The following is a 25895-nucleotide window of genomic DNA, read 5'->3' as shown; positions in this document are numbered from 1 at the left end:
AGCAAAGGCACCTGCAAAAGCGCCAGCAAAGCCAGTAGCTAAAGCAAAAGCGCCAGCTAAACCAGTAAAAGCTGCAGCAAAGCCAGTAGCAAAGGCACCTGCAAAAGCGCCAGCAAAACCGGTGAAAGCTGCTGCAAAGCCAACCGTCAAAGTACCAGCTAAGCCAGTTGCTAAAACTCCTACAAAAACTACCAAAGCGGAAGTTAAGGTAGAGCCAGTCAAAAAAGCAAAAGCTGCGCCTGCTGCAAAAGTGGCGCCAGCTAAAGAAGTAAAAGAAACCAAAGGTAAAAAGGCCGTTGTTGCTGAGATCGAAGTTCCAGTAGTTGAGGAAGAGAAGAAGCGTGGCCGTAAAGCTAAGGCGGATGCCCCTGCAGAGAATGCAGAGCCAGTATTAACGGATCGCCAAAAAGCGCGTGAGCGTAAAGCTAAAGAGAAAGCGCTCTTAAAAGAATTTGCAGCACAACAGTTGGGTAGCGAAGAGCAACAAGAATTACGTCGTGCTCGCTTGAAGACATTGATCAAGATGGGTATGTCCAAGGGTTACTTAACCCATGGCGAAATGAACGATGTGATGTCTGATGAGTTGTCTGATGCGGATGCATTAGAGACTTTGATCAGCCTGCTGAACGATATTGGTATTACTGTTTACGAACAAGCTCCTGATGCAGAAACACTGATCCTTTCGGACAATACAGCTGCTGCAGCTTCTGAAGAAGAAGCGGAAGAAGAGGCGGAAGCGGCTTTATCTACTGTTGATTCAGAATTCGGACGCACTACTGATCCAGTACGTATGTATATGCGTGAGATGGGTACAGTAGATTTGTTGACGCGCGAAGGCGAGATCGTCATTGCAAAGAAGATTGAAGCTGGTCTCAAAGACATGGTGATGGCTTTGGCTGCTTGCCCTGTGACGATTGCCGAGATTCTGAGCAACGTTGACAAGATTACTACTGGCGAGATGGAGATTGACCAGTTCGTTGACGGCTTAGTTGATCCAAACGCAGAAGATATTAAGCTTGGACCTGAAGAGCCAGAAATCGACCCAGATGCTGAAGAGGGCGAAGAAGGCGGTGAAGAGGATGAAGGCGGCGGTGGCGGCGGTGGCGCAGCAACAGCGAATGCTAAGCAACTAGAAGAATTGAAGCAGATCTCTTTAGAGAAGTTTGCAATCGTTCGCACACAAGCTGACAAAATGCGTCGCGCGTTTGATAAAGAAGGTTATAACTGCCCAGCCTATGTGAAAGCACAAGATGCGATTCGTGCTGAATTGCTTGGCTTCCGTTTGACGGCTAAGAGTGTTGAGAAGTTATGCGACACCATGCGCTCACAAGTAGATCAAGTATGGAAGCTCGAGCGTGGCATCGTTAGCTTATTGGTAGATAAAGTGGGCGTTAATCGTGGTGAAGTATTAAAAGACTTCCCTAAGATGTCCATGAATTTAACTTGGACCGACAAGTTACTCAAAGAGAACAAACCATACAGCGCACTCTTGCAACGTAATGTTCCGGCTATTCAAGAGCTTCAGCAGAAGTTGATCGATATTCAGAAGAATGTCGTGATTCCTTTGCCTGAGTTGAAAGAAGTGAACAAGCAAATGATTGCGGGTGAGAAGCGCGCTCGTGAAGCAAAACGTGAGATGACTGTAGCCAACTTACGTTTGGTAATCTCCATTGCTAAGAAATACACCAACCGTGGTTTGCAGTTCTTGGACTTAATTCAAGAAGGCAATATCGGTTTGATGAAGGCGGTAGATAAGTTTGAATACCGTCGTGGCTATAAGTTCTCTACCTATGCAACCTGGTGGATTCGTCAGGCGATTACTCGCTCTATTGCTGACCAAGCACGTACGATCCGTATTCCTGTGCACATGATTGAGACAATCAACAAGATGAACCGTATCAGCCGTCAGATCTTGCAAGAAACGGGTCATGAGCCAGATGCTGCAACCTTGGCACTGAAGATGGAGATTCCTGAAGATAAGATTCGTAAGATCATGAAGATTGCTAAAGAGCCTATCTCCATGGAGACACCAATTGGTGATGACGAAGATTCTCATTTGGGTGACTTCATTGAAGATGGAAATACTTTGGCTCCAGCAGAAGCTGCCTTGCATGACTCGATGCGTGATGTAGTGAAAGATGTTCTGGATTCATTGACACCACGTGAAGCAAAAGTATTGCGTATGCGCTTTGGTGTGGAGATGAGCACTGACCACACTCTCGAAGAGGTTGGCAAGCAGTTTGACGTTACACGTGAGCGTATTCGTCAGATCGAAGCTAAGGCTCTGCGCAAGATGCGTCATCCAAGCCGTAGCGACAAACTCAAGACCTTCCTCGAGGAAGATTGATCCAAGACTAACGGGCCCATAGCTCAGTTGGTTAGAGCAGAGGACTCATAATCCTTTGGTCCCAGGTTCAAGTCCTGGTGGGCCCACCAGTAATATCAGCGACTTAGGAAGAAATTCCTAAGTCGTTTTTTTATTTCAGTGTCAAAATCAAATAATGAATAAATTTAATCAACCTAAAGATACTTTATTGAGTCGAGCGGCGAGTATTGCTATTGGCAAGGGATTGCGTAAAGCCCATCCACTGGAATCGCATGGAATTATTAAGCCTCGCCCCAAAGGCTTTAACTCCAATACGGTTTTGGAAAAATCCAATGAAGATCGACTTGCGGAACTGATTCCGATTCGTTATGGGCGGATGTTGGTTAGCCCCTTTACGTTTCTTAGGGGATCTGCTGCCTTAATGGCAGATGATCTATCTAGGACGCCTAATAGCGGAATCTATGTTGAGGCATGCGGAGATTGTCATTTACTTAATTTTGGAGCTTTTGCTACTCCAGAACGAAAACTTGTTTTTGATATCAATGATTTTGATGAAACTTTGCCTGCTCCTTGGGAATGGGATGTGAAGCGTTTGGCTACCAGTTTTGTGGTGGCAGCACGGGATAAAGGGCTTGATAACAAGTTAGCTCAAGAAGTAGCTAAATTATGTGTTCAATCGTATCGAGAAAATCTTCGAATGTTTTCGAAGATGAGCCCATTAAATCTTTGGTATGAGCAGTTAGATCTAGCTAAATTTGCCAAGAATGCGCCTGATAAGAAAGCCAAGCTTTATCGTGAGGAGCTGATTAAGCGAGCCGAGAGTAGGGTGGCTGAATATTTATTTCCTAAAATCACTACTGAAGTAGATGGAAGAAAAAGATTAATTGATGAACCGCCTTTAATTTTCCACCAGGATAGGAGTAACTTTGAGGCACATGCAATGCAAGCTCTTAAAGTCTATCGAGAGTCCTTGCCAGATGATCGCAAGTGCTTACTAGATCACTATCATTTAGAGGATCTTGTCGTAAAAGTAGTCGGCATCGGAAGTGTTGGCACACGCTGCTTTGTTGCTTTGTTTATGACACCTGATGGGCATCCGCTTCTCCTGCAGGCAAAAGAGGCTCGCGCATCTGTACTTGAGCCCTATGCCGGCAAAAGTCAATACATAAATCATGGTCAAAGGGTGGTAGTAGGACAGCGCCTTACCCAATCCTCTTCCGATATATTTTTGGGTTGGGCGAGGGGTCCTGAGGGTAGAGACTTTTATGTGCGTCAATTAAGGGATATGAAAGTTTCATTTTCATTTGATGAGGTAACCCCCTTAAGACTTAAGCGTTATGCTCAATATTGTGGGTTAGCTTTGGCGAGATCTCATGCCAAATCTGGTGATGCAGCAATGATTTCAGGATATCTTGGAAAATCAGATGTATTCGATGAGGCTGTCAGTCGATTTGCAATGGAATATGCCAAGCAAAATAAAAAGGACTATGAAAAATTGCTGGATGCTGTCAGAAAAGGAGTAATCAAGGCTATTGATGAATCAAGCTTATGATCCTTAGTCCTACTTAAGGTCCTGGCGGACCCTTCAATGAAAACAACGACTTAGAGAGTAATCCCTAAGTCGTTTTTCTTTCTCAACCACATTGAAGGGCAATCTTTTGCGTAGAGACTGCTATTCATTGGAATAGTTCATTTAGTGACACAATAATGGCATCACTTCAATTAGGGGTTACCGTGCTTGATTCGTTGCTTTATAGCCGCATTCAATTTGGTGCGAATATTTCCTTCCACATCCTTTTCCCAACCATATCCATTGCATTGGGCTGGTTTCTCTTTTATTTCAAGATTCAACATAACCGAACTGGATTGGCTTACTGGCAAGAAGCATATCAGTTTTGGGTCAAGATCTTTGCTCTGACTTTTGCCTTGGGTGTCGTGAGTGGCATTACGATGAGTTTTCAGTTTGGAACAAACTGGCCAGGGTATATGGAGACGGTTGGAAATATTGCCGGCCCACTATTGGCCTATGAAGTCTTAACGGCATTCTTTCTTGAGGCAACTTTCTTAGGCATCATGCTTTTTGGTGCAAAACGTGTTTCGCAGCGAGTCCATACATTAGCCACCTTTCTAGTAGCATTTGGTACCAGCCTTTCAGCTTTTTGGATCATTGTCTTAAATTCATGGATGCAAACCCCGCAGGGATTCACGATGATTGATGGAAGGGCGCACGCCGTTGATTGGTTGGCGATCATCTTTAACCCTTCAATGCCTTATCGTCTTGGCCACATGCTGCTAGCTTCTTTTCTGACAGTAGCATTTTTCATTGCAGGTATTTCCGCATACCGCTATCTTCGTAATAGCCGCTCACATGCCAACTTGCTGGTAATGAAACTGGCTCTTACTGTTGCAATGGTGTTAATACCTATTCAAATCTTCCTCGGAGATCAACACGGTATCAATACACTCCAACATCAACCTGCAAAGTTAGCTGCCATGGAGGGGATTTGGGAGGGTGGTACTGGGGTACCAGCAGTAATCTTTGCAATACCCAATCAACAAACGCGCTCTAATGATTATGAGATCAGTATTCCTAAGCTTGCATCACTGTACTTAACGCATAGTTGGGATGGTGCAGTGAAGGGCTTGAACGAATTTGGCGATAAGATTCCTCCCGTTGCCCCTGTATTTTTTGCATTTCGAGTGATGGTTGGAGTTGGCATCCTAATGCTTCTATTCTCATGGGTAGGACGTTGGCAGTTACGTCAAAATCGGACACTACCAAGGCTGATGGCAAAAGGCTTGGTGTTGATGACCTTCTCTGGTTGGGTTGCTGTCCTAGCTGGTTGGTATGTAACTGAAATTGGGCGTCAACCCTATTTGGTTACTGGCGTCTTAACTACTGCTCAAGCGGCAACAACCTTACCAACTAGCATGGTCTTTTCCACTCTTTTTGCTTATTTAACTCTTTATGTAGGATTGTTGTGCGCTTACATTTGGGTGGTTTTCTATTTGGCACGTCAGGCTGATGACAAGGAGAATCCTAATGCTCAAATTAAGAAAGCATCTGAGAGCTCGTTGAGCCCTTTTAGGACTTAAGTCATGACCTCAATTGATTACACCCAAGCATCAGTCTGGCTTCCGCTATTTTTCTTTGTAGCTATGGGTATTGCCATGCTGTCTTACGTGGTATTGGATGGCTATGACTTAGGAATTGGCATGCTACTCAATCGAGCATCAGATCAAGATAAAGATATGATGATTGCTTCGATCGGTCCTTTTTGGGACGCCAACGAAACCTGGATTGTTTTAGGCGTTGGCTTATTGCTAGTAGCGTTTCCATTGGCTCATGGGGTAATACTGACTGAGCTCTACTTGCCTGTGGCTGCAATGTTAATGGGGCTAATTTTGCGAGGAGTGTCGTTTGATTTTAGGGTCAAGGTCAACGTTGAGCAAAAGCCACTATGGAACTTATTGTTTTATATCGGTAGTTTGATTGCTTCGATTTCTCAGGGCATCATGATCGGCCGCCTGATCGTAGGCTTTGATTCGGGAATTCTGGGATGGATATTTTCCTTACTGGTTGGGATATGTTTACCGGCAGGCTATGTTCTTCTTGGGTCTACTTGGTTGATCTTAAAAACAGAGGGGCATCTTCAGCAGCAATCATTTCGCTGGGCTAAGACCAGTTTATGGCTAACAGCCCTGGGTATCGCTCTGGTTTCTATGGCTACGCCATATTTCAGTCCAGAAATTATGCTCAAGTGGTTTTCATGGCCGCAAATTTTTTGGCTCTCTCCTGTGCCAATCGCGACAGCGATATTATTTTTACTTGCTCATCATTTTATTTGTGCAATAGAAAAGGGCTCGAGCAAGAGTGAGTGGTTGCCTTTTGCGAGTGTCGTCGCCATTTTTTGGCTGGCATTCTTTGGGATTGCTTACAGTATTTTTCCGTATGTGATCATTGGAAAAATGACATTATGGCAAGCTGCTGCTGCTACTGAATCACTCTGGGTCATTTTTTGGGGTGCAATTGTTGTGCTTCCCGCGATTCTTGGGTATACCCTTTTTTCGTATCGGATATTTAAGGGTAAAGCTAGCGCGCTTACTTATTATTAACCTACTAGCATCAGGAATGGGAATCTCTATCATGGGGCTTCCAACATAAGCCTTGTGTTTTAGGCTCAAGTCCTAGTAGGCCTATCAGAAATAATGGGAATTTTTTATTGAGTAGTGATTTACCAAGGCAGCTTTTCGCCTGCGTATGTCAGAAAACTTCCTGAATCTTCTTTGTTGACATTTTCTAGGACGTGAAACATATCGTTGACTGCCTCTAGGGGGTCCCTACCGATTTGTTGACCACGAAAAGGTTGTGACAAACCAGAATTCACAGTACCAGGATGAAGTGCAATGAGAGCAATATTGGGTTTAGTTCTGGCAAATTCAATAGAAGCTGTTTTGATGACCATATTCAGGGCGGCCTTTGAGGCTCTATAGCTATACCAGCCACCAAGGCGATTATCTTCAATGCTTCCAACCTTAGCTGATAGCGTTGCCATGACTCCATGCTTTGGATCTAAGAGTTTTGAAAAGTATCTGATCGTTAAAGCAGGGCCAATGGTATTTGTGTTGAACATTTCTGCTAGTTGGCTTGGATTTAAATCATCCAATTTCTTTTCTGGCATCCATTGCTCTGAGTGGAGCACTCCAACCGTATTGATAATCAGTTGAAATGGACCTAGCTCTGTAAGACTATTGGCTGAAGCTGCGATTGTCTCGGGGCGGCGGTAGTCAATGGCATGATCTGAATTTCGGTGAATACCAATAACTCGTGAGCATGATGGATTATTTTCAAGTAGCTGTACGAAGTGAGATCCTATGGTCCCTGATGAGCCAATGACTAGCGCGCTAAATGGTTTTGGAAGTAAGCTCATGAAGCCCTTTAAAAATATTAAGAAAAATTGATCTATCTGGAACTTTAGCTCAGATCACGTAAGAATGTGCGTGGCCAATAGGGCTGTTTAGCATTGATTCTATTTGCTTGCTATGCTTAGGGATACTTTTGAAATCTGAATTGCAAAAAATGAACATTAATGCTGATTACAGTCAACGGGTCGTTCTAAATCACCATGATTTACCGTGGATTTCTAGTCCTGAGCCTGGAATTGAAAGACGCATGCTTGATCGCATAGGTGATGAGGTGGCAAAGGCAACCTCAATTGTCCGCTATCAACCGGGATCTCAATTTCAAGCTCACACCCATGAATTTGGTGAGGAGATATTCGTGTTAGATGGCGTATTTAGTGACGAGACCGGGGATTATTCAGCCGGAACGTACATCATGAATCCCCCAGGATCCTCCCATGCACCATTTAGTAAATCTGGCTGTACGCTTTTTGTAAAGTTGCGTCATCTAGGTCACGATCAAGTGGCGCGAGAGGTGATCGATACCAATACTGCCTCTTGGTATCAAGGCATGGTTCCGGGCCTCAATGTAATGCCGTTAATGCAGCAGGGTAGTGGATCGACATTGGTTCGTTGGGCTCCGCAAACATATTTCAATCCCCATAAGCATTATGGTGGCGAAGAAATCTTTGTAGTGGATGGTGTCTTTGAAGATGAGCATGGACGTTATCCAGCAGGATCATGGATTAGAAGTCCGCATATGAGCTTGCACCAGCCATTCAGTAAAGAGGGCTGCACAATTTTTGTGAAGACTGGGCATTTACTTGATGAAGTCAGTAATCAACGAGCCAGTTACTAGGGCTCATATATATTTACTGAGGCTTGGGCTTAAATTAGCCTCTCAATTTTGATAGCGTCATCCGGTCAATGCACAATCTAACACCCAGTGAGCCGGAGTCATTATGTACGGGCGATTTTCGGAGGCCGATTTCTAGCTCTTGAATTTGAGGATATTTAGCGCAGGCTTCAACAATCCTACTCATCAGTCTTTCTTGGGTCTCATAATGACCATCAGCAGCCAATCTAGTAATTTCTGCAACAAGAGGATCGTAATCAAAGACATGGCTCATACTGTCTTCAGCAATCAATACCAAGCTTGAGTCAATCCAAAGCGTGAGATCCAGTATGTGACTATCCGGAATAATATCGCCAGCTTTGTAAGTCCCAACTTGGGTAAGAAGCTGGAGATCTTTAAGTTCGATGGATGCTTTACACGACATAGAATGAGCCTTTATTGATTCAGAAATTTTGTGATGCATTGATTGCAGTTGCTAGCTGGTAGCCACTTAGCCAGGCCCCTTCGACTCTGCCGCCATTGAGCCAATCGCCACACAAACCAAGCTTGCTTGCCTCATTCAATATAGAGCCAGCCTCTAGATTGATTGCTCCACTGGCATAACGCCAGCGATGAATAGAGACTTCAGCATTCTGGCAATTCAGACCCAGCTTTTCAGCGCACTTTATGATTTGCGCGCTAGCACCTTCTTTATCTAACTCGATCCATTGCTGACTCCATTGGGGATTTGCATGAATTGTCCAGGATTCTTGACCTGTACGTCCGGGTTTAGATTGATTTCTAGCCATCCAGCTAATAGTTTCATTATTAATAAAGGCGGCATCAAAAGACATATTTACGCCTTTTGCAAAACGCGCCATCACCGTCCAGCAACCTTGCATATTCACGCTCGAGCAGAGTTCTGTAATAGAGTGATCGATTGAAGAGGCAAGTACCGTTGCTTGTGGTGCTGGAAGGGCTAGCACTAAATAGTCGAATGATTGAGTGATGGCGCCATTCTCAAGACTCTGTAGAAACCATTTTTCATCTTTCCTGAAAATCTGGTTGATGGTCTGATTAAACTCAATCGATAAGTTCTTTGCTAAAAATTTGCCTGGTGAGTTCATGGCAGGCACCCCGACAAAACGACTTTCATTGGATGTGCTCTCGCGCCATTGACTTGCTTCATATACGGATAAGCGGGGATGCCATACAGCTGCTACCCCTGCTGCAATCCAGGTATTGAGTTCTTCAATAAAGAGTGGGTCTCTTGCTGTGAAATATTGAGCCCCATGATCTGCTGACCATCCTTCGCCATTACGGGTGCTCATCCGGCCGCTAGGTCCACGACTCTTCTCATAAATTTGAACCTGAAGCCCTAAAGCTTGTAATCTAGTCGCGCAGCTGAGACCTGCTATACCTGCGCCAATGATGGCAACACTTAATTTTGGTTTGGGTTTATTCATCACGCAGGTTAATTTTTCTAAATGTCAGGTTAATACGCACTTCAGAAACAGTTTTTGTTTTGAGCAATGCATGTTGCCAGTATTCTTGAGTGGGCGCATACATAATGAAGACGCTGCCATTTTCTAAAAAGAGAGAAACGGTTTCCTTATCTTTTTTATGACGCAAGGCAAACTTACGTGGTGCACCTAGACTCAATGAGGCAATTGGAGCATTTGGGTCAAGCTCTATTTCATCGTCACTATGCCACCCCATGCCATCATTACCGTCATGGTAGAGATTAAGTAGGCAGGAATTAAATTTTGATTTTGAAATTTCTTCTAGTTGAGATTTGATCAACAGTAGTTCGGGAGTCCAAGCTTGAGGGCTCTTCTTAACCCCAGAATACGTATAGGAACAGCTTGGATCTCCAACCCAAGCGACCTTACGACGCATGGTTACTAATTTCCCAAACATGATGAGTTGATCTGACTCCCAATGCAGGGATGTCTGTAGCTGACTGATTAATTGAGCCGATCTGGACTCAGAATAGATCTCTGGAAGGTAGTGAGCGCATCCATCCTTTGGCAGTAGATTCTGAGTACTGGCGCTAAGGTTGGGTTCAAATAATTGGCTTTGCATCATTTACAGAATTCGGGTTCAAGCGCTGTAGCGATAAAAACCCTAGAATAGTCTTAATTTCAATTTCTTGAGAAGATGGGTTTATGAAAGCACCAGATAAACGTTGCTGCGGCTCCGGAGTTTGCATCATTAATGATGCAGGCGAATGTTGGTGTGGACAGGTTTGGGATGGTGAAAAAATGTCTGCTCCTATCCTCAATATACCAAGCAAGCTCAAGAGCCCTAACGAGTCAGATCCAGACAAGTCTAAACCTGAGTCTTAGGCATGCTCTGCAGGCAGCTTTTAGTTGCCACATCTTCTGCGGACTTAAACCAAGCAGGTTTTTTACTACTTTTATTTAACTCATTTAATTGAGCAGCACTCAAGTTGTTGATCAGCTGTTTAGAAGTGCATTCGCAAAATGATCTAAATTGATCGGCTGAGATGTCTTTAACCTTCTGATGCATCTGTATTTGTTGTTCAGTACAGCTTTCTACGTAATTTGGACTCATTTGTTTATCTTGCTTAGGCTGAGCGCCAGCAAATCCAGTGAACGCTAGTGTGAGTAGCCCGAGAGCAGCTATATTTTGTATATTCATGATAGTTTGACTAAAAGATAGATGAAGGTAATTAGTTGAAACAAGTTGATGACGACGCTTGCTCCATGCAATAGATGAAAACGTCGATTCTGTCCTTGATCTTTTGCTTCATTTATTTTTCCTGTGAGATAGGAGAGGGTAAAGGCAAAGAGGAGTGTGCAAATAGCAAGTAAGACCTTGCTCGTTCCATCAGGCGCCGTAAAAATACAGACTGTTGTAATTAAGCCTAAGCATGCGTAGTACTTGGGAAAAAAGTTACGAACATATTTGCTCGACCATTCGACTGGGAGCACCTTAAAAACAGTCGGCGCAACCACCACGGTAAAAAACAGCATGATGCCAACCATGCCTGAGAGTAGATAACTAGTGATCATGATGTCTTTCTAAAAAAATTATCCGTAAACTCTACGAAGAGAGTGGGCGGCCACCCCATCCTTAAGAGCCTCGCGAACAGGAATTGCAATGAAATCAATACTCTTTTTTACCGCTAGACGTTCCAGTAAGCTTGGAGTGGGTCTGTTAATCAGCGGGTAGGCCCAATCCGGAAGATTGAGAAATCCTGCGCGAGTAATGAGTTTGATAAAAGGCTTTGCAGCGATCTTGCTAGGAAAATGCTCCAAAAGATCTACGATACTTTTTGCACGCTCTCCAAAATGCAGTTCTGGGATGTAGCCTTTAATGGCGCTATCAGTTCCTAAGTAAGTATTTGATAAAGGGTGTGCACCCATTCTTTCTCCAAGCGTTTTCATTTCACTAAAGTATTGATCTTTATCTGCTGGACTAAGTTTTTCTTTGCGGTAGTCTTCGAAAGCTTGCATAAAGCTATAGGTTTCTGTGAGATGAACCCACGTTAGCAAGTGAGGATCTGTAGCTGAGTAAGGCTTTCCAAACTCATCAATGCCACTGATCTTAGTGTGAATCTGGTTAACTTTCTCAATGACTGTATTGGCCATCTCAGTTGAGCCGTAGGTAGTTGCTGCAATGAAGAAAGCGGTTCTGCCTAACCTACCCTTGAGGTCTGCTCTAAAACTAGAATGGTCCCAGACGCCTGCTAGCGCTTGAGGATGTAGAGCCTGCAGAATCAGCGAGCTAATGCCACCGATCATCATAGAAATAAAGTCTGCATGTACTTTCCAGGCAATAGATTCGGGCCCAAATAAACCCCGATCGCCTTTGGGTGTCAAAAAAGCGACTGGCGGACCACCGCCCCCCACCATTTCTCTAATGCTTTTACGAATGAGCTCGTCAATCATGACTTAGTGCATCATGAGATTTCTTAAATCATCATCTTCAATAATTTCTGTGATCAGATCCAATCGGATTCTAGGATTCGTTTGCGCTAACAAATGGTTCTTCTGGGCCAAAGAGATTGGCAGGAGCTCTGCCAAGCGATTGGAAACCCAGCCACAGTCATCTACTCTGAATGGTTTCTTAAAGGGCGCATCACCCAAGAGATCTTCACTTTGAATCACTGAAATAATTTCATTTAATAATTTCGCGACCCCTTGATGCTCGTTAGCAATCGGTGTGACGGGGTCATTATCTAAAAGCTCAACTTCGCCGATCCAAAGCCCGTTTACATTTTGACTGCTATTCAACAGTCTAAAGCGCTGTGTACCAAAGGACTTTGTCATGTACAAAGCGGGCTGCACAGGATCAAAATCCTCAATTTGAGCTAAGGTACCGATTTGGGAAAATATAGGGGTCGAATCTTCATCCCCTTGATCTTTCATGATGCTAATCACCCCAAATTCGGTTTTTTCACGCAAACATTTCTTGATCATGTCGAGGTAGCGCGCCTCAAAGATCTTCAGGGCAATCACACCGTCCGGAAACAGTACGGTACCTAGAGGAAATAGGGGAATTTTTTTAGGAGAAGGGCTGGAATTAGTCATTTATTCAATGTAATGGATTTGAGTGATTTTTGCTGACGCCCAGTTTTGGTTTATTAACCCTCCTTTTTTGCTACAGACCCTGCAATAAATGTCATTTCCGATTACATTCGAGGTTCACCACTAGGAGATCAATATGGTCCAAAAACTACGCATCAAACTCGCTCGCTGGATTCTGGGGAAGCATTGCCCTTGCTATCAAATGGGCTACCATACGATGGTTGATTTTCAGCAAAGAAGTGCTGATCAGATAGCCAAGTCTCAAGAGCGCAGTAAAAATAATTAATTTCTCTATAGCTTCATATGAAACGTTGGCAAATGCGCAGAAATTGCGCGTTGACACCTAAGCAGCTCTTACAGTTCTACATTGTGCTGGTGTGCCTGTCGCTAATAGTTGCAGCAGGTTTCTTTTTGGCTGGGGTGTGGGTCATCCCTATTTTTACAGCTATCGAGCTGTGCGCAGTAACTTTGGGGTTTTTAATTTACTGCAGACATGCGCTAGATTGCGAAACAATTGAAATTGATGGTAAACGCCTGATTATCAAAAAATTTATTGGCTATAAAGAGAGTGTCTATGAGTTTAATTCTCAGTGGGCCAAAATAGAGCCGCCCATTGAGGGCGCAAAAGTGTTTTACATCAGCCAATCCAATCTTAGGGTAGAGCTCGGCCAGTTCCTGCGACTAGAGCAGCAGATACCATTAATTGCCGCTGTTCGTCTGCACTTGGGCTAACTTATCAGCAGTTAGACGCCATGCCATCAAAGCACTAGTAATCATCTGAATGAACAGCAATATCGTCACCAATACGTTTAGGATCTGGAAGTAGTTGGCAAATGGCGAGAGCATGACAGGCATGCCGTCCAAAAGTGCGGTTTCTCGTAGATAGTCCATTCTAGGAATGAACAGAAAGCTCGCAAGGGCAATTGCCAGCATAAAAATAAGGGCAGGCAGACGGATAGTCTTTAGAGGGAAGATTCCTCTTTTAATCAGTATGTTTGCAAGACTGAGAATGACAAATGCACAACCTAGAAAATAATAGGCCAGATGCTGAACGACAATGTTCGCTACCATACCTGCGGCCTGAGAATCAGTCATGGATACATAAGCTGATAAACACCCAATCGCTTGAGCGGCTACTCCACCAGCCAGAATGTAGGCTAAAAATCTCAGTAGCTTAAAAGCAAATACATGTGGGGTTCTGACTACTTCAACCATGAATTAGATAGGGTTAATTAATGCCCTGCAGCACAATGTGGGAATTCGTTTCATACTAGCCTTAATCTCACTTTTCTGTCAAAAATCATGGAAGTTACCAAAGCCGTCAAAGTTGCACTAAATACCCTAGTGGATATTGCTAGCCACTCTATCGACGGGAGGTTAGTCCCCGCTCCGGAAATCGCAAAAAGGCAGCATTTATCTGTCAGCCGAATCGAGTTGTTGTTGCGCCCTCTGAGAGAATCAGGGCTGGTGATTGCAGTAAAAGGACGCTCAGGTGGCTATCAGCTATCCATGGATCCTCGAATTATCACGATCAAGGATATTGTTCTGGCGATGAACAAGATTAAAAAGAGAAAAGTGGAAGTATCAGACATAGCGAAAGAGCTGTATCAGTCACTTGAGGCTTATATGATGAGCTGTATCTCTAACGTTACCTTAGCTTCTGCGATTAAAGATTACATTCCAAGATTTAGCGAGGCTCAAACCGCTCCTGAGCGCAAGCCATATTTTCCAGCTGAATCCCTAAAAAATGATCGACAGGAAAGCAAGAAAAAAGGGGAGGCACAAAGAGTTCTGAAGTCATCATTCAAAAAGGTTGAAGAGAGTCCGCGTGGGCCAAACTCAATTTTTAGTTTTGCCGACTACCTCAACAGAAGCCCTTCTTCTAATTAAAGCCATTAAAGATTTTTAGTGTGTCTAGCGAGGAATGCCCGCTTCCAGATTTAGCATTTGTTGATATTGAAACAACGGGGTCTCATTTTGACCGTGATCGTATTACAGAGATTGGAATCAAAACCCTATCTAATGGAGAGATTCAGGTCTGGGAAAGTTTAATTAATCCACAAACCTTTATCCCGCAAAATATTCAAAGACTCACTGGCATCTCTCCTGCCATGGTTGCCGATCAGCCTTGCTTTGCTGAGCTAGCCCAGAAATTAAAAAAAGAGCTAGAGGGAAAAATATTTGTTGCCCATAACGCTCGCTTTGACTATGGCTTCATCAAAGCCTCTTTTAAGCGGGTGGGGATTGATTTCAAGCCAAAAGTATTGTGTACCGTCAAGCTTTCGAGACTGCTTTTTCCAGATCAGCCGCGCCACAACCTTGACACCATTATTGGCGCTCATGGGCTAACAGTAAGCGCTAGACATCGCGCCTTAGGCGATGCTGATTTGTTGCTGCAATTTTGGCGTGTGTGCGAGTCCAAGTTTGGTCAAGCAAAATTGCATGAAGTGATCAACCAACTGATTGGTAATGCGAGCCTACCTCCAAACATAGATCAGGGATTAATCGACTCGATACCAGATGGTCCTGGCTGCTATATCTTCTATGGGGATAATAAGGTGCCCCTTTATATCGGTAAAAGCATTGCCTTGCGCAGCAGGGTGATGGGGCACTTTCAGGGAGCTTTAACGCAACGTAAAGAGATGAAGCTGTCTTTACAGGTTCGCGATATTGATTGGATTGAGACAAGTGGGGAGTTAGGCGCCTTAATTCTCGAGTCGAGATTAATTAAAGAGCGTATGCCTTCAATGAATATCAAGCTGCGCAGATCTAAGGATCTGTGTGCCTGGAGTTTGGAATTGGATGCATTTGGTGTGCTGACACCTTCCTTGGTGACCCACCATCATTTAGCCCCTGGCTTACAAGAGAATTTATACGGACTCTTTTATAGCAAGCGAGAAGCACATTCATATTTAAAGGCAATAGCAAAAAAATACCATTTATGTGAAGCATTGCTTGGTCTTGAAAAAAGAATTGAAGGCAAGTCTTGCTTTGGTTATCAAGTCAAACAATGTGGTGGGGCTTGCGTTAACCTTACATCTATTGAGTTACATAACCTTCAGTTAAAAACAGCGATGGAGCTCTTCAAGATAAAGGTCTGGCCATACTCTGGAGCCATTGCCATTAAAGAAGGTGGCGAAATGATTGTGATTGATAAATGGTGTTATCTAGGAACCGCCATTAATCAAGATGAGCTTGAAGAATTAACCCAGTCAGGAGAGGCAGAGTTTGATCTCGATATTTATAAGATTGTTAAAAAGGCCTTGTCAGGGGCTTATCAGAATCAAGTCATTCCGATAGGTTGCAATAAGTGAGGATAGCAATCTACTGGTTTAGAAACGATTTGCGTTTAAGTGATAACCCAGCGTTTCTTAGAGCCTGCAAAGAAGTAGATTATCTTCTGCCTGTTTATATCCATTCACCCAGTATTGAGGAAGAAACGGCCTGGGGTTTCCCAAGAGTTGGCAAACATCGCAAAGTATTTTTAGAAGAGTCATTGCATGACTTAAGAAATCAACTCAGGTCATTTGGATCAAACTTATTTGAGTTGTCTGGTAATGTATTGGATGTATTTGAAAAAATTAGGGCGCAGTCTCATGCTAACCTAATTTATTGCGAGCAGATTGAGGCGCCGGAAGAGTTGGCACAAGTTTCTGTATTAAAAGATTCCGGGTTTGAGATATTTACTGAATGGCAATCCAGTATGTTGGATCCCCAGGCTCTGCCATTTCCTTTGCAAGAGGTGCCAGATATATTTACGCAATTTCGTCAGCAAGTTTAGAAGCAGAAGCTAAGATTTGCTCCCCCTTTAGATGCGCCTAAAAATATTCCTCCATTACCGTCAATCAATATAGCTTTAAATGAATTAGTCACTGGGAATATCGAATTTAATGGCAGCCAATTCCAAGGCGGAGAGCTCAGTGCACGTAATCATATTCAGCAATATTTTGAGCGACGCCTTCCCGATACTTATAAGCAAACCCGCAATCAACTCATCGGCCTGGACTATTCAAGTAAGTTTTCTCCTTGGTTAGCCTCTGGTTGCTGCTCAGCCAGGTCGATTGCAAAGCAGTTATCTGCATATGAGTTTCAGTATGGTGCAAATGATGGCACTTATTGGCTTTGGTTTGAATTACTTTGGCGAGATTATTTCCGCTTTCTACATTTTAAATACGGAAAAAGACTCTACCACTCCAAAGGTTTAAGTCAGAAGCCGGGTAATCCGTTTAATAGTGAATCATTCAAACGATGGTCATCGGGCAATACCGGAGAATCACTCATTGATGCTGGTATGCGTGAATTACAAAAGACTGGATATCTATCTAATCGCATGCGTCAGATTGTCGCAAGTTATTGGATCTACGATATGAGGGGCGATTGGCAAGCGGGCGCCGCATGGTTTGAATCTCAACTGATTGACTATGATGTTTATAGCAATCAGGGTAACTGGCTCTATATCGCTGGCAAAGGAACGGATCCTAGAGGCGGCAGGCCTTTTAATGTGGTTAAACAAACCCAAGACCATGACCCCGAAGGCATCTATCGTCAGATGTGGCTGGTGTAGGGCTGCAAAGTCCTTAGATATCCATTGCGATGGATAATGGTGTTCATATCATTTTTTACACTGTTTTGGAATAATCTCCATGGAAATTAAGGTCAACTTTCTCGATAAGCTTCGCCTTGAAGCGAAGTTTGATGACTTCACAGTAATTGCTGATCAACCCATTCGTTACAAGGGTGATGGTTCGGCTCCTGGTCCATTTGATTATTTCTTAGCTTCATCTGCTTTATGCGCAGCTTATTTTGTTAAGCTGTACTGCGAAACTCGCAATATATCGACAGAAAATATTCGCCTCTCCCAAAACAATATCGTTGATCCGGAGAATCGTTATAAGCAAATATTTAAGATCCAAGTTGAATTGCCGGCAGATATTTCGGCAACCGATCGACAGGGCATCTTGCGTTCAATCGAGCGTTGTACCGTCAAGAAAGTTGTACAGGAAGGTCCAGATTTCGTTATCGAGGAAGTGGCAAACCTAGACGCAGATGCGCAGAGCCTGTTGACTCTGAAGTCTGGGGAAGGTACTAATACTTATATTCCTGGAAAAGATCTGCCCTTAGAGCAAACGATTGCCAATATGTCTGGATTACTCGCAAACCTAGGCATCAAGATCGAAATCGCTTCGTGGCGCAACCTCATTCCGAATGTCTGGTCCTTACATATTCGGGATGCTCACTCGCCCATGTGTTTTACCAATGGTAAGGGCTCAACTAAAGAAAGTGCTTTGGCTTCTGCTTTGGGCGAATACATCGAGCGACTAAGTAATAATCATTTTTACGCAGGCGCCTATTGGGGAGAAGACATTGCTAATGCAGATTTTGTGCATTACCCAAATGAGCGTTGGTTTAAACCCGGTAAAAAAGACGCCTTACCAACAGAGATTCTGGATGATTACTGCCTAGCAATTTATAACCCAGTAGATGAGTTACGCGCTTCCCATCTTGTTGACACAAACTCAGGAAATGCAGAGCGTGGGATTTGTTCATTGCCTTATGTACGCCAGTCCGATGGCGCAGAAATTTATTTCCCCACCAACTTGATTGAAAACTTGTTTGTCAGCAATGGCATGAGTGCTGGTAATACCTTGGCAGAAGCCCAGGTGCAATGCTTGTCTGAAATTTTTGAGAGGGCAGTCAAGCGTGAAATTCTGGAAGGTGAGATTGCCTTACCGGATGTACCGTATGACGTTCTTGCAAAATATCCGGGCATCTTGGCAGGTATTCAGAGTTTGGAAGAGCAGGGCTTTCCGGTATTAGTTAAAGACGCTTCGCTAGGCGGTATTTATCCAGTTATGTGTGTAACTTTGATGAATCCCAGGACTGGAGGGGTATTCGCCTCTTTTGGAGCGCATCCAAGTCTTGAAGTGGCGCTTGAGCGAAGCTTGACTGAGTTACTGCAAGGCCGCAGCTTAGAAGGCTTGAATGATTTACCCCCGCCAACTTTTTCCAGCGAAGCAGTAACAGAACCTAATAACTTTGTTGAACACTTTATTGATTCTAGCGGCATCGTATCGTGGCGCTTCTTTAGCGCAAAGTCTGACTACGAATTTGTTGAATGGGATTTTTCAGGTAAGGGTGAAGACTCTAATGCCCAGGAGGCCAACACCTTGTTTGGCATTCTGAAAGATATTGGTAAAGAAGTTTATGTCGCTGTATATGATCAACTTGGAGCGATATCGTGCCGCATCTTGGTGCCAGGCTATTCTGAAGTGTATCCAGTGGAAGACTTGGTATGGGATAACACGAACAAGGCACTGCTATTCCGCAAAGATATTCTCAATTTAACAAATCTAGATAACGCTGGCTTAACTGCGCTCCTAGATCGCTTGGAAAATAATGAACTCGATGAGTATGGTGATATCGCTACACTGATCGGAATTGAATTTGATGAGAATACTGTTTGGGGTCAACTGACTGTACTAGAGCTTAAGCTCTTGATTCATCTTGCGTTAAAGCAATTTGATGAGGCAAATGAATTGGTAGGCGCCTTTCTGCAGTACAACGACAATACAGTCGAGCGAAAACTCTTTTATCAGGCTTTAAGCGCAGCTCTTGAAGTGCATCTGGATGAAGATTTAGAGATGAGTGACTATGAAGTCAACTTCCGCCGGATGTTTGGTGATGCCCGCATGGAAGCTGTGCTGGGATCAATTGATGGAAGCGTGCGCTTTTATGGATTAACGCCTACAACTATGGAGCTAGAGGGCCTAGATAGGCACCATCGTTTACTCGATAGTTACCGAAAATTACATCAGGCGCGTGCCGCCGCCGCTAATATGGACGCTCTAAAATCAGCGTAAAGCGAAACTTCCAATAGGTATACTGCCATTAGATTTTGATACCAAATTGATCTATTTCTTAAGGAGATAATTGTGAAGCAAAAAATAATTAAAAAGATAGTGGCTGCTTCTGTGTCGGCTACTTTGGCTTTTGCCCCAATAGCAGGTAACGCTTGCACGAGTTTCTTGTTAAAAGGTAACGATGGTGGTTACGCCTATGGACGGACCATGGAATTTGGTATGCCGCTGGCTTCACAGCTGACTACGATTCCTAGAGGCTATGCCCTCAAAGGGATTGGGGTAGACGGTAAGTATGGGTCAGGCCTAAACTGGAACACTAAATATGCAGTTGCTGGTATGAATGCATTGGGCCTAGCAGAGTATGTTGATGGTATGAATGAAAAAGGCTTGATTGGGGGATTGCTGAACTTCCCAAATAGCGCCTCCTATCAGGCTGTTACTGCGGCGAACTCCAGTGAGAGTATTAATTCAGTCCAGGTGCTAACTTATGTTTTGACAAACTTTGCAACTGTTGATGAAATCAAAGCTGGACTGCAGAAGATTAAAGTCAATGGCGCTAAGTTGCCCGTATATGGTAATCGCACCCCGCCAGTTCACTACACATTCCATGATGCCAATGGAAAAAGTATTGTGGTTGAGTACATGAAGGGTCAATTAACGATTACCGATAACCCAGTGACTGTGTTGACGAATGATCCTCCATTTCAGGATCATTTAAATAACATTGGAAATTATTCCAATCTCTCTAAAGTGGAGAAGCCACCAGTAGTTATTAATGGCGCTACATTTGCGGCACCTAGTTCAGGCAATGGATTGCATGGTCTCCCAGGGGATTACTTGAGTCCAAGCCGCTTTATTCGTGCTGTATTTCTCTCAAGCTCAGTGCCTACCAACTTTACAACTGCTCAGGCAGCCTCAGCAGCATGGCATATTCTCGGGAGTTTCGATATTCCCCCTGGTTCAGTAACATTGCCTGCAAGCAATCCTTATGGTGGCGGTGCAGGTGGATATGAGACAACCGAGTGGAGCGTTGTGGCCAATAACAAAGAGATGACTTACAGCGTGAAGATGTACGAGAACACTAACGTTTATAGCTTCGATCTCAAAAAGATGGATGTCAATGCTAAAGACATTAAGTACACAAAATTGGACAAACCTAAAATTGTTGTACCAGTAAATTAATTTACTGAAGATAGGCTGATCAGTAACCAAAAAACCCGCTTCGGCGGGTTTTTTTTTGATTTTGATGGGATCAATATGGATTACCAGGGGTCGCTCAAAGCGATAAAGATTGCCTTTTTACGCATGTGTCCCAATGAAACATGCCTATAAAACTAGAGGGTAATGCACACTAAAAACCCCATTTTAAGGCTTTAAACAGGGGTTTTGTAAATATATGTTGCTTTGCAACAAAAATATCTTGCTTTTGGGAAATAGGGATTTTAAAATGGTGCATCGCAATAAAAAACCTATTTAACTAATTAAGGATAAATCATGTTTCAAACACAATTAAACGACCAATTTGCTGCTGCACAAGCTAAAGCTATCGAAAACGCTAAACATTTGGCACAAGTTGCTGTTGAAAGCGCTCAAGAATTAGCTGAAATCAACCAAGCTGCTGCTAAAGATGCTTTAGTTGCTGCTCAAGATACAAGCACACAATTGTTGGCCATCAAGGACCCACAACAATTGGCTAAGTTAGCTCAGCCTGAAGCTGCTCAAGAAGCTGCTAAGTACGCTGCTGCTTACCAAGCTAAAGTAAACCAAGTAGTTCGTAACGGTAACAAAGAAGTTGCTCAAATAGTTGACGCTTCTATTGATGATGCACGTGCTGATTTGGTTAACTTTGTTAAAGAAGCTACTAAGACAGCTCCTGCTGGTTCTGAGGCTTATGTTTCTGCATTTAAAACTGCATTTGAAACATCACTCCAACAGTTCGACCAAGTTCGTGCAACTGCAACTGATGCATTTGCTAACTTTGAGAAGAGTGTTGATGCTGCTTTAGCAAACATTCAAGGTCAATACGCTGTTGCTAAGCCAGCTGCTAAAAGCCGTAAAGCTGCTGTTTAATTAGCTAGTTCGTTTTACTGTTAAAAAGCCACCCTCGGGTGGCTTTTTGCATACAAGATGGCCAAATTTCTTACTCTATCCAAGTAATAAAACTTTCCTTAGGTTTTCTCACTTTCTTGAGACCCAACAACCAGTCCTGATCTGCATTTCTGTAGCCCAGAGGTAGCATGACAACACTACGCAAACCTTTTGCCTTGAGATTGAGGATTTCATCTAGAACAATGGGATCAAAACCCTCCATTGGCGTGCAATCTACTTGCTCATATGCTGCAGCAATAAGTGCGGTCCCCAGGCCAATGTAAGCTTGCTTAGCAGCATGGTTGTAATTGGTTTCAAGATCTTGTGTAGGGTAGGTGCTTAGCAGCTTTTGACGATAGATATCACCAGCTTCACTTTTGAAGTTGCGAATCGTTTCAGTCATATCAAATGCTTGATTAATTCGATCTGCTGTATAGGTGTCCCACGCAGCAAACACGAGTAAATAAGACGAGTCAACAATTTGCGTTTGATTCCAGGCGATCGCTTTAATTTTTTCACGAATGACTTTATTGGTGATCACTAGAATTTCATATGGCTGCAAACCACTGGAGCTAGCAGTTAAGCGAATGGCTTCCAGGATTTTCTCTACTTTTTCAAGAGGCACAGATTTTGTTGGGTCCATCTTTTTAGTAGCGTAGCGCCACTGGAGTTTTTCAATTAAGCTCATTCTGATTTCCAGGGATTTAATAAAGCAAATAGATCAGACAGTGTAATTTATATCGGTACCTAGGGCTAAGCGTTCTTAAACGGGTTAATATGGAGCAATTCAAAATAAAAAGACTTCAACATGAATCAAATTGAAATTATTCGAGCCGTCAGTGATGTGATGGATGCTCTTGGGGTTGCGGTTGTATCGCTAGGCGTTTTATGGGGCCTTTTCTGTTTTGCCAAGGGCTTAATTACTCAGACTATAGATATTGCTTATAAAACTTTTCGCATTCAGATAGTGCGATCCCTCATATTGGGTCTAGAAGTTTTAGTTGCTGGCGATGTGATCCGTACTGTAGCAATCAGTCCAACAATGACTAGTGTGGCGGTATTGGGAGCTATCGTATTGATTCGTTGCTTCCTCAGTTGGTCATTAACTCTAGAGATCGATGGTCGTTGGCCATGGCAAGCACCTAGGCCCGGTCAATCTGATTAGCCGCCTGATATTACTGGCAAATAAAAAAGGGAGCTTTGGGCTCCCTTTAGTTTTCATGCGTAGTAGTTGTTTATGCAGCAACTGCCTCCTGTGGTTCAGCAACTGAAGAGCGGATGAGGTAGTCAAATGCTCCAAGTGAGGCCTTTGCGCCTTCACCCATTGCGATGATGATTTGCTTATACGGAATCGTTGTGCAATCACCGGCTGCAAATACACCAGGCAATGAAGTTTCGCCTTTAGCATCGACAATCACTTCACCGTGCTTGGATAAGTCAATGGTGCCCTTGAGCCAGTCAGTATTTGGCAATAAACCAATTTGCACAAAGATACCTTCAAGTTCAATCGTATGCTCAGTATTGTTCACGCGGTCTTGATAACGTAAGCCATTTACTTTGCCGCCTTCACCTAATACTTCTTTAGTGAGCGCGCTCATAATCACGGTGACATTGGGCATGCTAGCCATCTTTCTTTGCAAGACCGCGTCAGCACGTAATTTACTGTCAAATTCAATTAGGGTGACGTGACTAACGATACCCGCTAAATCAATTGCAGCTTCAACACCAGAATTACCGCCACCAATGACGGCAACACGCTTGCCTTTAAAGAGCGGGCCATCGCAGTGAGGGCAATAGGCAACACCTTTGCCGCGATATTCTTGTTCGCCAGGAACATTCATCTCTCTCCAGCGGGCGCCAGTACTCACAATGACAGATTTGCTGGTGAGAACTGCGCCATTCACCAATTCCACTGCAATACCATGATCTGTTTTGCGTAATGCACTAGCGCGCTGTAAGTTCATGATGTCGACTTCATAACTTTTTACATGCTGCTCAAGTGCTTGAACTAACTTAGGCCCTTCAGTTTCTTTAACAGAGATAAAGTTTTCAATGCCCATAGTGTCCATGACTTGACCACCAAAGCGTTCGGCCACGATACCAGTGCGAATACCTTTGCGAGCGGCATAAATTGCCGCAGCCGCACCGGCAGGTCCGCCACCAATGACTAAAACATCATATGGGTCTTTAGCAGAGAGTTTTGCAGCTTCTTCTTTAGGACTTGCAGTATCAAGCTTGGCGACTATTTCCTCTACAGTCATGCGTCCTTGACCAAATACCTCGCCATTCAAAATGACGGTTGGTACAGCCATGATTTGATGTTGATCCACTAAGCTTTGATACAGCGCACCATCAACCATTTCATGGGTTACGTTTGGATTGAGGGCTGCCATGAGATTGAGTGCTTGCACAACATCAGGGCAGTTATGGCAAGACAAGGAAATAAATGTCTGGAAGCTGAGCTTGCTATCCAATTTAATAATGCGCTCGATCACCTCTTGCTCTACTTTGGCTGGATAACCACTAGCTTGCAAAATAGCCAAGATGAAAGAGGTCATCTCATGACCCATGGGTAGGCCAGCGAAGGTGATGCGTGCAGCCTGATCTTGCTTGCTAACAGTAAAGCTAGGGATGTGTTCAGCCGTGCCATCTGTTTTGACGGTGATCTTATCGGATTGTTCTGCTACTTCATTTAAGAGCTCGAGCATTTGCTTGGAGCTGTCTCCTCCATCTACGCTAGCAACTAAAACGATAGGGCTAACGATCTTTTCAAAATAAACCTTTAATTGGGATTTGATATTGGTATCGAGCATGATGATTTCCTTAGGTATTTTTTTAGGTGAGTCTATTGGGCAGGAGCTTGTCCTCTCCAATAGACTCTCCGAAGAGAGTCTATGGATTAGAGCAACAGCTTAGATCTTGCCTACGAGATCCAAAGATGGAGTCAATGTTGCTGCGCCTTCTTTCCACTTAGCTGGGCAAACTTCGCCTGGGTGAGCGGCTGTGTACTGAGCAGCCTTCAACTTACGCAAAGTCTCAGAAATATCACGAGCGATTTCATTTGAATGAATCTCTGCTGTTTTGATAATGCCTTCTGGGTTGATGACGAATGTGCCACGCAATGCCAAACCTGCTTCAGGAATATGAACACCAAATGCATTTGTCAAAGTGTGTGTTGGGTCGCCAACGAGTGGGAACTTTGCTTTACCAACAGCAGGAGAAGTTTCGTGCCAAACTTTGTGTGAGAAATGAGTATCAGTTGTTACGATATAAACCTCAGCACCCATCTTTTGAAATTCAGCATAGTTATCAGCTGCGTCTTCAATTTCTGTTGGGCAGTTAAATGTAAATGCTGCTGGCATGAAAATGAGAACTGACCAATGGCCCTTGAGGGTTTCGTCAGTAATGGTTACGAACTTGCCATTGTGGAAAGCTTCGGTTTTAAAAGGTTGAACTGCAGTGTTAATAATGGACATACTGTGCTCCTAGTGTTGGTTAATCAATTTCATTGGTTACTAATGCAACTGCATGAATTTTGAACCTCAGTTCTTTATTTGTCTAATGAATTAATTTGATATTTATAATCGAATATTTAGATAACTAAGGGCTATGGACCTGAAACATGCCTTAATAGCCTGAAGTGAGCTTCTTTTGAGAATTTTTAATGTTTTTTGTAGGATTTTGAAAGGTTTGGGTATTTGCTTAAGCTATAGTCTTGGTATTGCCCAAAAGGGCTATTTTTTTGAATAATGTGGAGAAATAACATGAGTTTTGCAAAACAAGGATTTATCGCCTTATCTATTGCAGCACTTGCCCTTTTAAGTGCTTGCGTAAGTCAAAACAAATACAACCAATTGGATCAGGCTTATAGCCAGCTTCAACAAGCTTACCAAGGTGATGAAGTAGAAATTCGCCAATTACAGGGTGAATTACGCATTACGATTCGCGACAAAATTTTGTTCCCAGAGGGTGGTTATCGTTTAAATGCTAAAGCTGAGCAAGTTTTAGCAAAAATGGCGCCAACATTGTCTGGTTTCAAAAATACTAAAGTGGTAGTACGTGGCTACACAGATAATGTATCGATTGGTGCTGACTTACGTAATCAAGGAATTGCAACGAATTTGGATTTGTCGTCTAAGCGTGCTGACAACGTAGTTGACTACCTCATTCGCAAGGGTGTGAGTCAGGGTTTAATTTCTGCGCAAGGCATGGGTGAATCCAATCCAGTTGCCTCTAATGCAACCCCAGAGGGACGTGCACAGAATCGTCGTATTGAAGTTACCTTGGTTGGACCAGGTAATTAATTGATAGCCAAATAGAGGAATTAA

General features: G+C 43.5%; 28 protein-coding genes, 1 tRNA gene and 1 pseudogene. 18 read left to right on the top strand and 12 right to left on the bottom strand.

The window, feature by feature from the left end; all coding sequences use genetic code 11:
* The 5 genes from rpoD to AOC20_RS07825 all read left to right on the top strand — a co-directional run.
* Window positions 1-2347: RNA polymerase sigma factor RpoD (rpoD, locus tag AOC20_RS07845; RefSeq protein WP_433915453.1), on the top strand; the 2347-nt coding region annotated here is incomplete at its 5' end.
* Between the two features lie 12 nt (window positions 2348-2359).
* Window positions 2360-2436: transfer RNA gene (locus AOC20_RS07840), tRNA-Ile, on the top strand.
* 65 nt (window positions 2437-2501) lie between these two features.
* Entirely contained in the window at window positions 2502-3878 is a 1377-nt protein-coding gene (locus AOC20_RS07835; RefSeq protein ID WP_215360008.1) for a DUF2252 domain-containing protein, read from the top strand.
* A gap of 155 nt (window positions 3879-4033) precedes the next feature.
* Complete coding sequence (locus tag AOC20_RS07830) at window positions 4034-5422, top strand: cytochrome ubiquinol oxidase subunit I (RefSeq protein WP_215360006.1); 1389 nt, start codon at window positions 4034-4036, stop codon at window positions 5420-5422.
* 3 nt (window positions 5423-5425) lie between these two features.
* Window positions 5426-6442: a cytochrome d ubiquinol oxidase subunit II gene (locus tag AOC20_RS07825; protein WP_215360004.1), complete on the top strand. Its 1017-nt coding sequence runs from the start codon at window positions 5426-5428 to the stop codon at window positions 6440-6442.
* Between the two features lie 119 nt (window positions 6443-6561).
* On the opposite strand, the gene AOC20_RS07820 is transcribed toward AOC20_RS07825, so the two are convergent.
* On the bottom strand, window positions 6562-7257 hold the full coding sequence (locus tag AOC20_RS07820) for an SDR family oxidoreductase (RefSeq protein ID WP_215360002.1): 696 nt from the start codon (window positions 7255-7257) through the stop codon (window positions 6562-6564).
* Window positions 7258-7406: 149 nt separating this feature from the next.
* Here AOC20_RS07820 and AOC20_RS07815 point away from each other — a divergent pair, with 149 nt between their 5' ends.
* Entirely contained in the window at window positions 7407-8087 is a 681-nt protein-coding gene (locus AOC20_RS07815) for a cupin domain-containing protein (protein WP_215362266.1), read from the top strand.
* A gap of 34 nt (window positions 8088-8121) precedes the next feature.
* Here AOC20_RS07815 and AOC20_RS07810 read toward each other — a convergent pair whose 3' ends face one another.
* From AOC20_RS07810 to AOC20_RS07800, 3 genes are read right to left on the bottom strand one after another with little or no spacing between them, the layout of a single operon-like run.
* Complete coding sequence (locus AOC20_RS07810; protein WP_215360000.1) at window positions 8122-8508, bottom strand: dihydroneopterin aldolase; 387 nt, start codon at window positions 8506-8508, stop codon at window positions 8122-8124.
* Window positions 8509-8527: 19 nt separating this feature from the next.
* A complete protein-coding gene (locus tag AOC20_RS07805; RefSeq protein WP_215359998.1) occupies window positions 8528-9529 on the bottom strand; it encodes an NAD(P)/FAD-dependent oxidoreductase in 1002 nt (333 codons plus the stop codon).
* Complete coding sequence (locus tag AOC20_RS07800; protein WP_215359996.1) at window positions 9522-10151, bottom strand: alpha-ketoglutarate-dependent dioxygenase AlkB family protein; 630 nt, start codon at window positions 10149-10151, stop codon at window positions 9522-9524. Before AOC20_RS07800 ends, AOC20_RS07805 begins: the two co-directional genes overlap by 8 nt.
* Window positions 10152-10231: 80 nt before the next feature.
* Here AOC20_RS07800 and AOC20_RS07795 point away from each other — a divergent pair, with 80 nt between their 5' ends.
* Window positions 10232-10411: a hypothetical protein gene (locus AOC20_RS07795; protein WP_215359993.1), complete on the top strand. Its 180-nt coding sequence runs from the start codon at window positions 10232-10234 to the stop codon at window positions 10409-10411.
* Here AOC20_RS07795 and AOC20_RS07790 read toward each other — a convergent pair.
* The 4 genes from AOC20_RS07790 to AOC20_RS07775 are packed head-to-tail and all read right to left on the bottom strand — an operon-like array spanning window position 10395 to window position 12622.
* Complete coding sequence (locus AOC20_RS07790) at window positions 10395-10727, bottom strand: hypothetical protein (protein ID WP_215359991.1); 333 nt, start codon at window positions 10725-10727, stop codon at window positions 10395-10397. The genes AOC20_RS07795 and AOC20_RS07790 overlap by 17 nt on opposite strands.
* A complete protein-coding gene (locus tag AOC20_RS07785; protein ID WP_215359988.1) occupies window positions 10724-11101 on the bottom strand; it encodes a DUF4149 domain-containing protein in 378 nt (125 codons plus the stop codon). Before AOC20_RS07785 ends, AOC20_RS07790 begins: the two co-directional genes overlap by 4 nt.
* Window positions 11102-11119: 18 nt before the next feature.
* Window positions 11120-11980, bottom strand: a complete 861-nt coding sequence (locus tag AOC20_RS07780) for an oxygenase MpaB family protein (RefSeq protein ID WP_215359986.1) — start codon at window positions 11978-11980, stop codon at window positions 11120-11122.
* A 3-nt stretch (window positions 11981-11983) separates the two neighbouring features.
* A complete protein-coding gene (locus AOC20_RS07775; RefSeq protein WP_215359984.1) occupies window positions 11984-12622 on the bottom strand; it encodes an LON peptidase substrate-binding domain-containing protein in 639 nt (212 codons plus the stop codon).
* 133 nt (window positions 12623-12755) lie between these two features.
* Here AOC20_RS07775 and AOC20_RS07770 point away from each other — a divergent pair, with 133 nt between their 5' ends.
* Both AOC20_RS07770 and AOC20_RS07765 read left to right on the top strand, forming a co-directional pair.
* Window positions 12756-12905 (top strand): hypothetical protein, encoded by a 150-nt coding sequence (locus tag AOC20_RS07770; RefSeq protein ID WP_215359982.1) that lies wholly within the window; start codon window positions 12756-12758, stop codon window positions 12903-12905.
* 17 nt (window positions 12906-12922) lie between these two features.
* The gene (locus tag AOC20_RS07765) at window positions 12923-13351 is read left to right on the top strand and encodes a DUF2244 domain-containing protein (RefSeq protein ID WP_215359980.1); all 429 of its coding nucleotides are present in this window, start codon (window positions 12923-12925) and stop codon (window positions 13349-13351) included.
* Here the strand turns inward: AOC20_RS07765 and AOC20_RS07760 are convergent.
* Window positions 13319-13834, bottom strand: coding sequence for a hypothetical protein (locus AOC20_RS07760; protein WP_215359978.1), 516 nt, complete (start codon window positions 13832-13834; stop codon window positions 13319-13321). The genes AOC20_RS07765 and AOC20_RS07760 overlap by 33 nt on opposite strands.
* An 87-nt stretch (window positions 13835-13921) precedes the next feature.
* On the opposite strand from AOC20_RS07760, the gene AOC20_RS07755 reads away from it, so the two are divergent.
* The 7 genes and pseudogenes from AOC20_RS07755 (at window position 13922) to AOC20_RS07730 (ending at window position 21549) form a co-directional block, all read left to right on the top strand.
* Entirely contained in the window at window positions 13922-14509 is a 588-nt protein-coding gene (locus tag AOC20_RS07755; protein WP_215359976.1) for an RrF2 family transcriptional regulator, read from the top strand.
* A 20-nt stretch (window positions 14510-14529) separates the two neighbouring features.
* Window positions 14530-15933, top strand: a complete 1404-nt coding sequence (locus AOC20_RS07750; RefSeq protein ID WP_215359974.1) for an exonuclease domain-containing protein — start codon at window positions 14530-14532, stop codon at window positions 15931-15933.
* Complete coding sequence (locus tag AOC20_RS09750) at window positions 15930-16400, top strand: deoxyribodipyrimidine photo-lyase (RefSeq protein ID WP_251373080.1); 471 nt, start codon at window positions 15930-15932, stop codon at window positions 16398-16400. The genes AOC20_RS07750 and AOC20_RS09750 overlap by 4 nt, the downstream gene beginning before the upstream one ends.
* Before the next feature lie 18 nt (window positions 16401-16418).
* Window positions 16419-17183 (top strand): annotated as a pseudogene (locus tag AOC20_RS09745) (DASH family cryptochrome); the annotation flags it as partial.
* 79 nt (window positions 17184-17262) lie between these two features.
* Window positions 17263-19479: an OsmC domain/YcaO domain-containing protein gene (locus AOC20_RS07740; protein WP_215359972.1), complete on the top strand. Its 2217-nt coding sequence runs from the start codon at window positions 17263-17265 to the stop codon at window positions 19477-19479.
* A gap of 72 nt (window positions 19480-19551) precedes the next feature.
* Window positions 19552-20661: a linear amide C-N hydrolase gene (locus AOC20_RS07735; RefSeq protein ID WP_215359970.1), complete on the top strand. Its 1110-nt coding sequence runs from the start codon at window positions 19552-19554 to the stop codon at window positions 20659-20661.
* A gap of 312 nt (window positions 20662-20973) precedes the next feature.
* Window positions 20974-21549: a phasin family protein gene (locus AOC20_RS07730; protein ID WP_215359968.1), complete on the top strand. Its 576-nt coding sequence runs from the start codon at window positions 20974-20976 to the stop codon at window positions 21547-21549.
* 70 nt (window positions 21550-21619) lie between these two features.
* On the opposite strand, the gene AOC20_RS07725 is transcribed toward AOC20_RS07730, so the two are convergent.
* Window positions 21620-22255: an NAD(P)H-dependent oxidoreductase gene (locus AOC20_RS07725; protein WP_215359966.1), complete on the bottom strand. Its 636-nt coding sequence runs from the start codon at window positions 22253-22255 to the stop codon at window positions 21620-21622.
* Window positions 22256-22375: 120 nt separating this feature from the next.
* Between AOC20_RS07725 and AOC20_RS07720 the strand changes: the two genes are divergently transcribed.
* On the top strand, window positions 22376-22732 hold the full coding sequence (locus AOC20_RS07720) for a DUF1622 domain-containing protein (protein WP_215359964.1): 357 nt from the start codon (window positions 22376-22378) through the stop codon (window positions 22730-22732).
* 70 nt (window positions 22733-22802) lie between these two features.
* Here the strand turns inward: AOC20_RS07720 and ahpF are convergent, their stop codons facing one another.
* On the bottom strand, window positions 22803-24380 hold the full coding sequence (gene ahpF, locus AOC20_RS07715; protein WP_215359962.1) for an alkyl hydroperoxide reductase subunit F: 1578 nt from the start codon (window positions 24378-24380) through the stop codon (window positions 22803-22805).
* Window positions 24381-24479: 99 nt separating this feature from the next.
* Entirely contained in the window at window positions 24480-25043 is a 564-nt protein-coding gene (gene ahpC, locus AOC20_RS07710) for an alkyl hydroperoxide reductase subunit C (RefSeq protein ID WP_215359960.1), read from the bottom strand.
* A gap of 288 nt (window positions 25044-25331) precedes the next feature.
* On the opposite strand from ahpC, the gene AOC20_RS07705 reads away from it, so the two are divergent.
* The gene (locus tag AOC20_RS07705) at window positions 25332-25871 is read left to right on the top strand and encodes an OmpA/MotB family protein (RefSeq protein ID WP_285896896.1); all 540 of its coding nucleotides are present in this window, start codon (window positions 25332-25334) and stop codon (window positions 25869-25871) included.
* Window positions 25872-25895: the final 24 nt, after the last annotated feature.

This window comes from Polynucleobacter ibericus (assembly GCF_018687955.1).
Lineage (GTDB): Bacteria > Pseudomonadota > Gammaproteobacteria > Burkholderiales > Burkholderiaceae > Polynucleobacter > Polynucleobacter ibericus.
The sequence above is the reverse complement of the archived record's forward strand: the minus strand, read 5'-3'. Positions and strand labels throughout refer to the sequence as shown.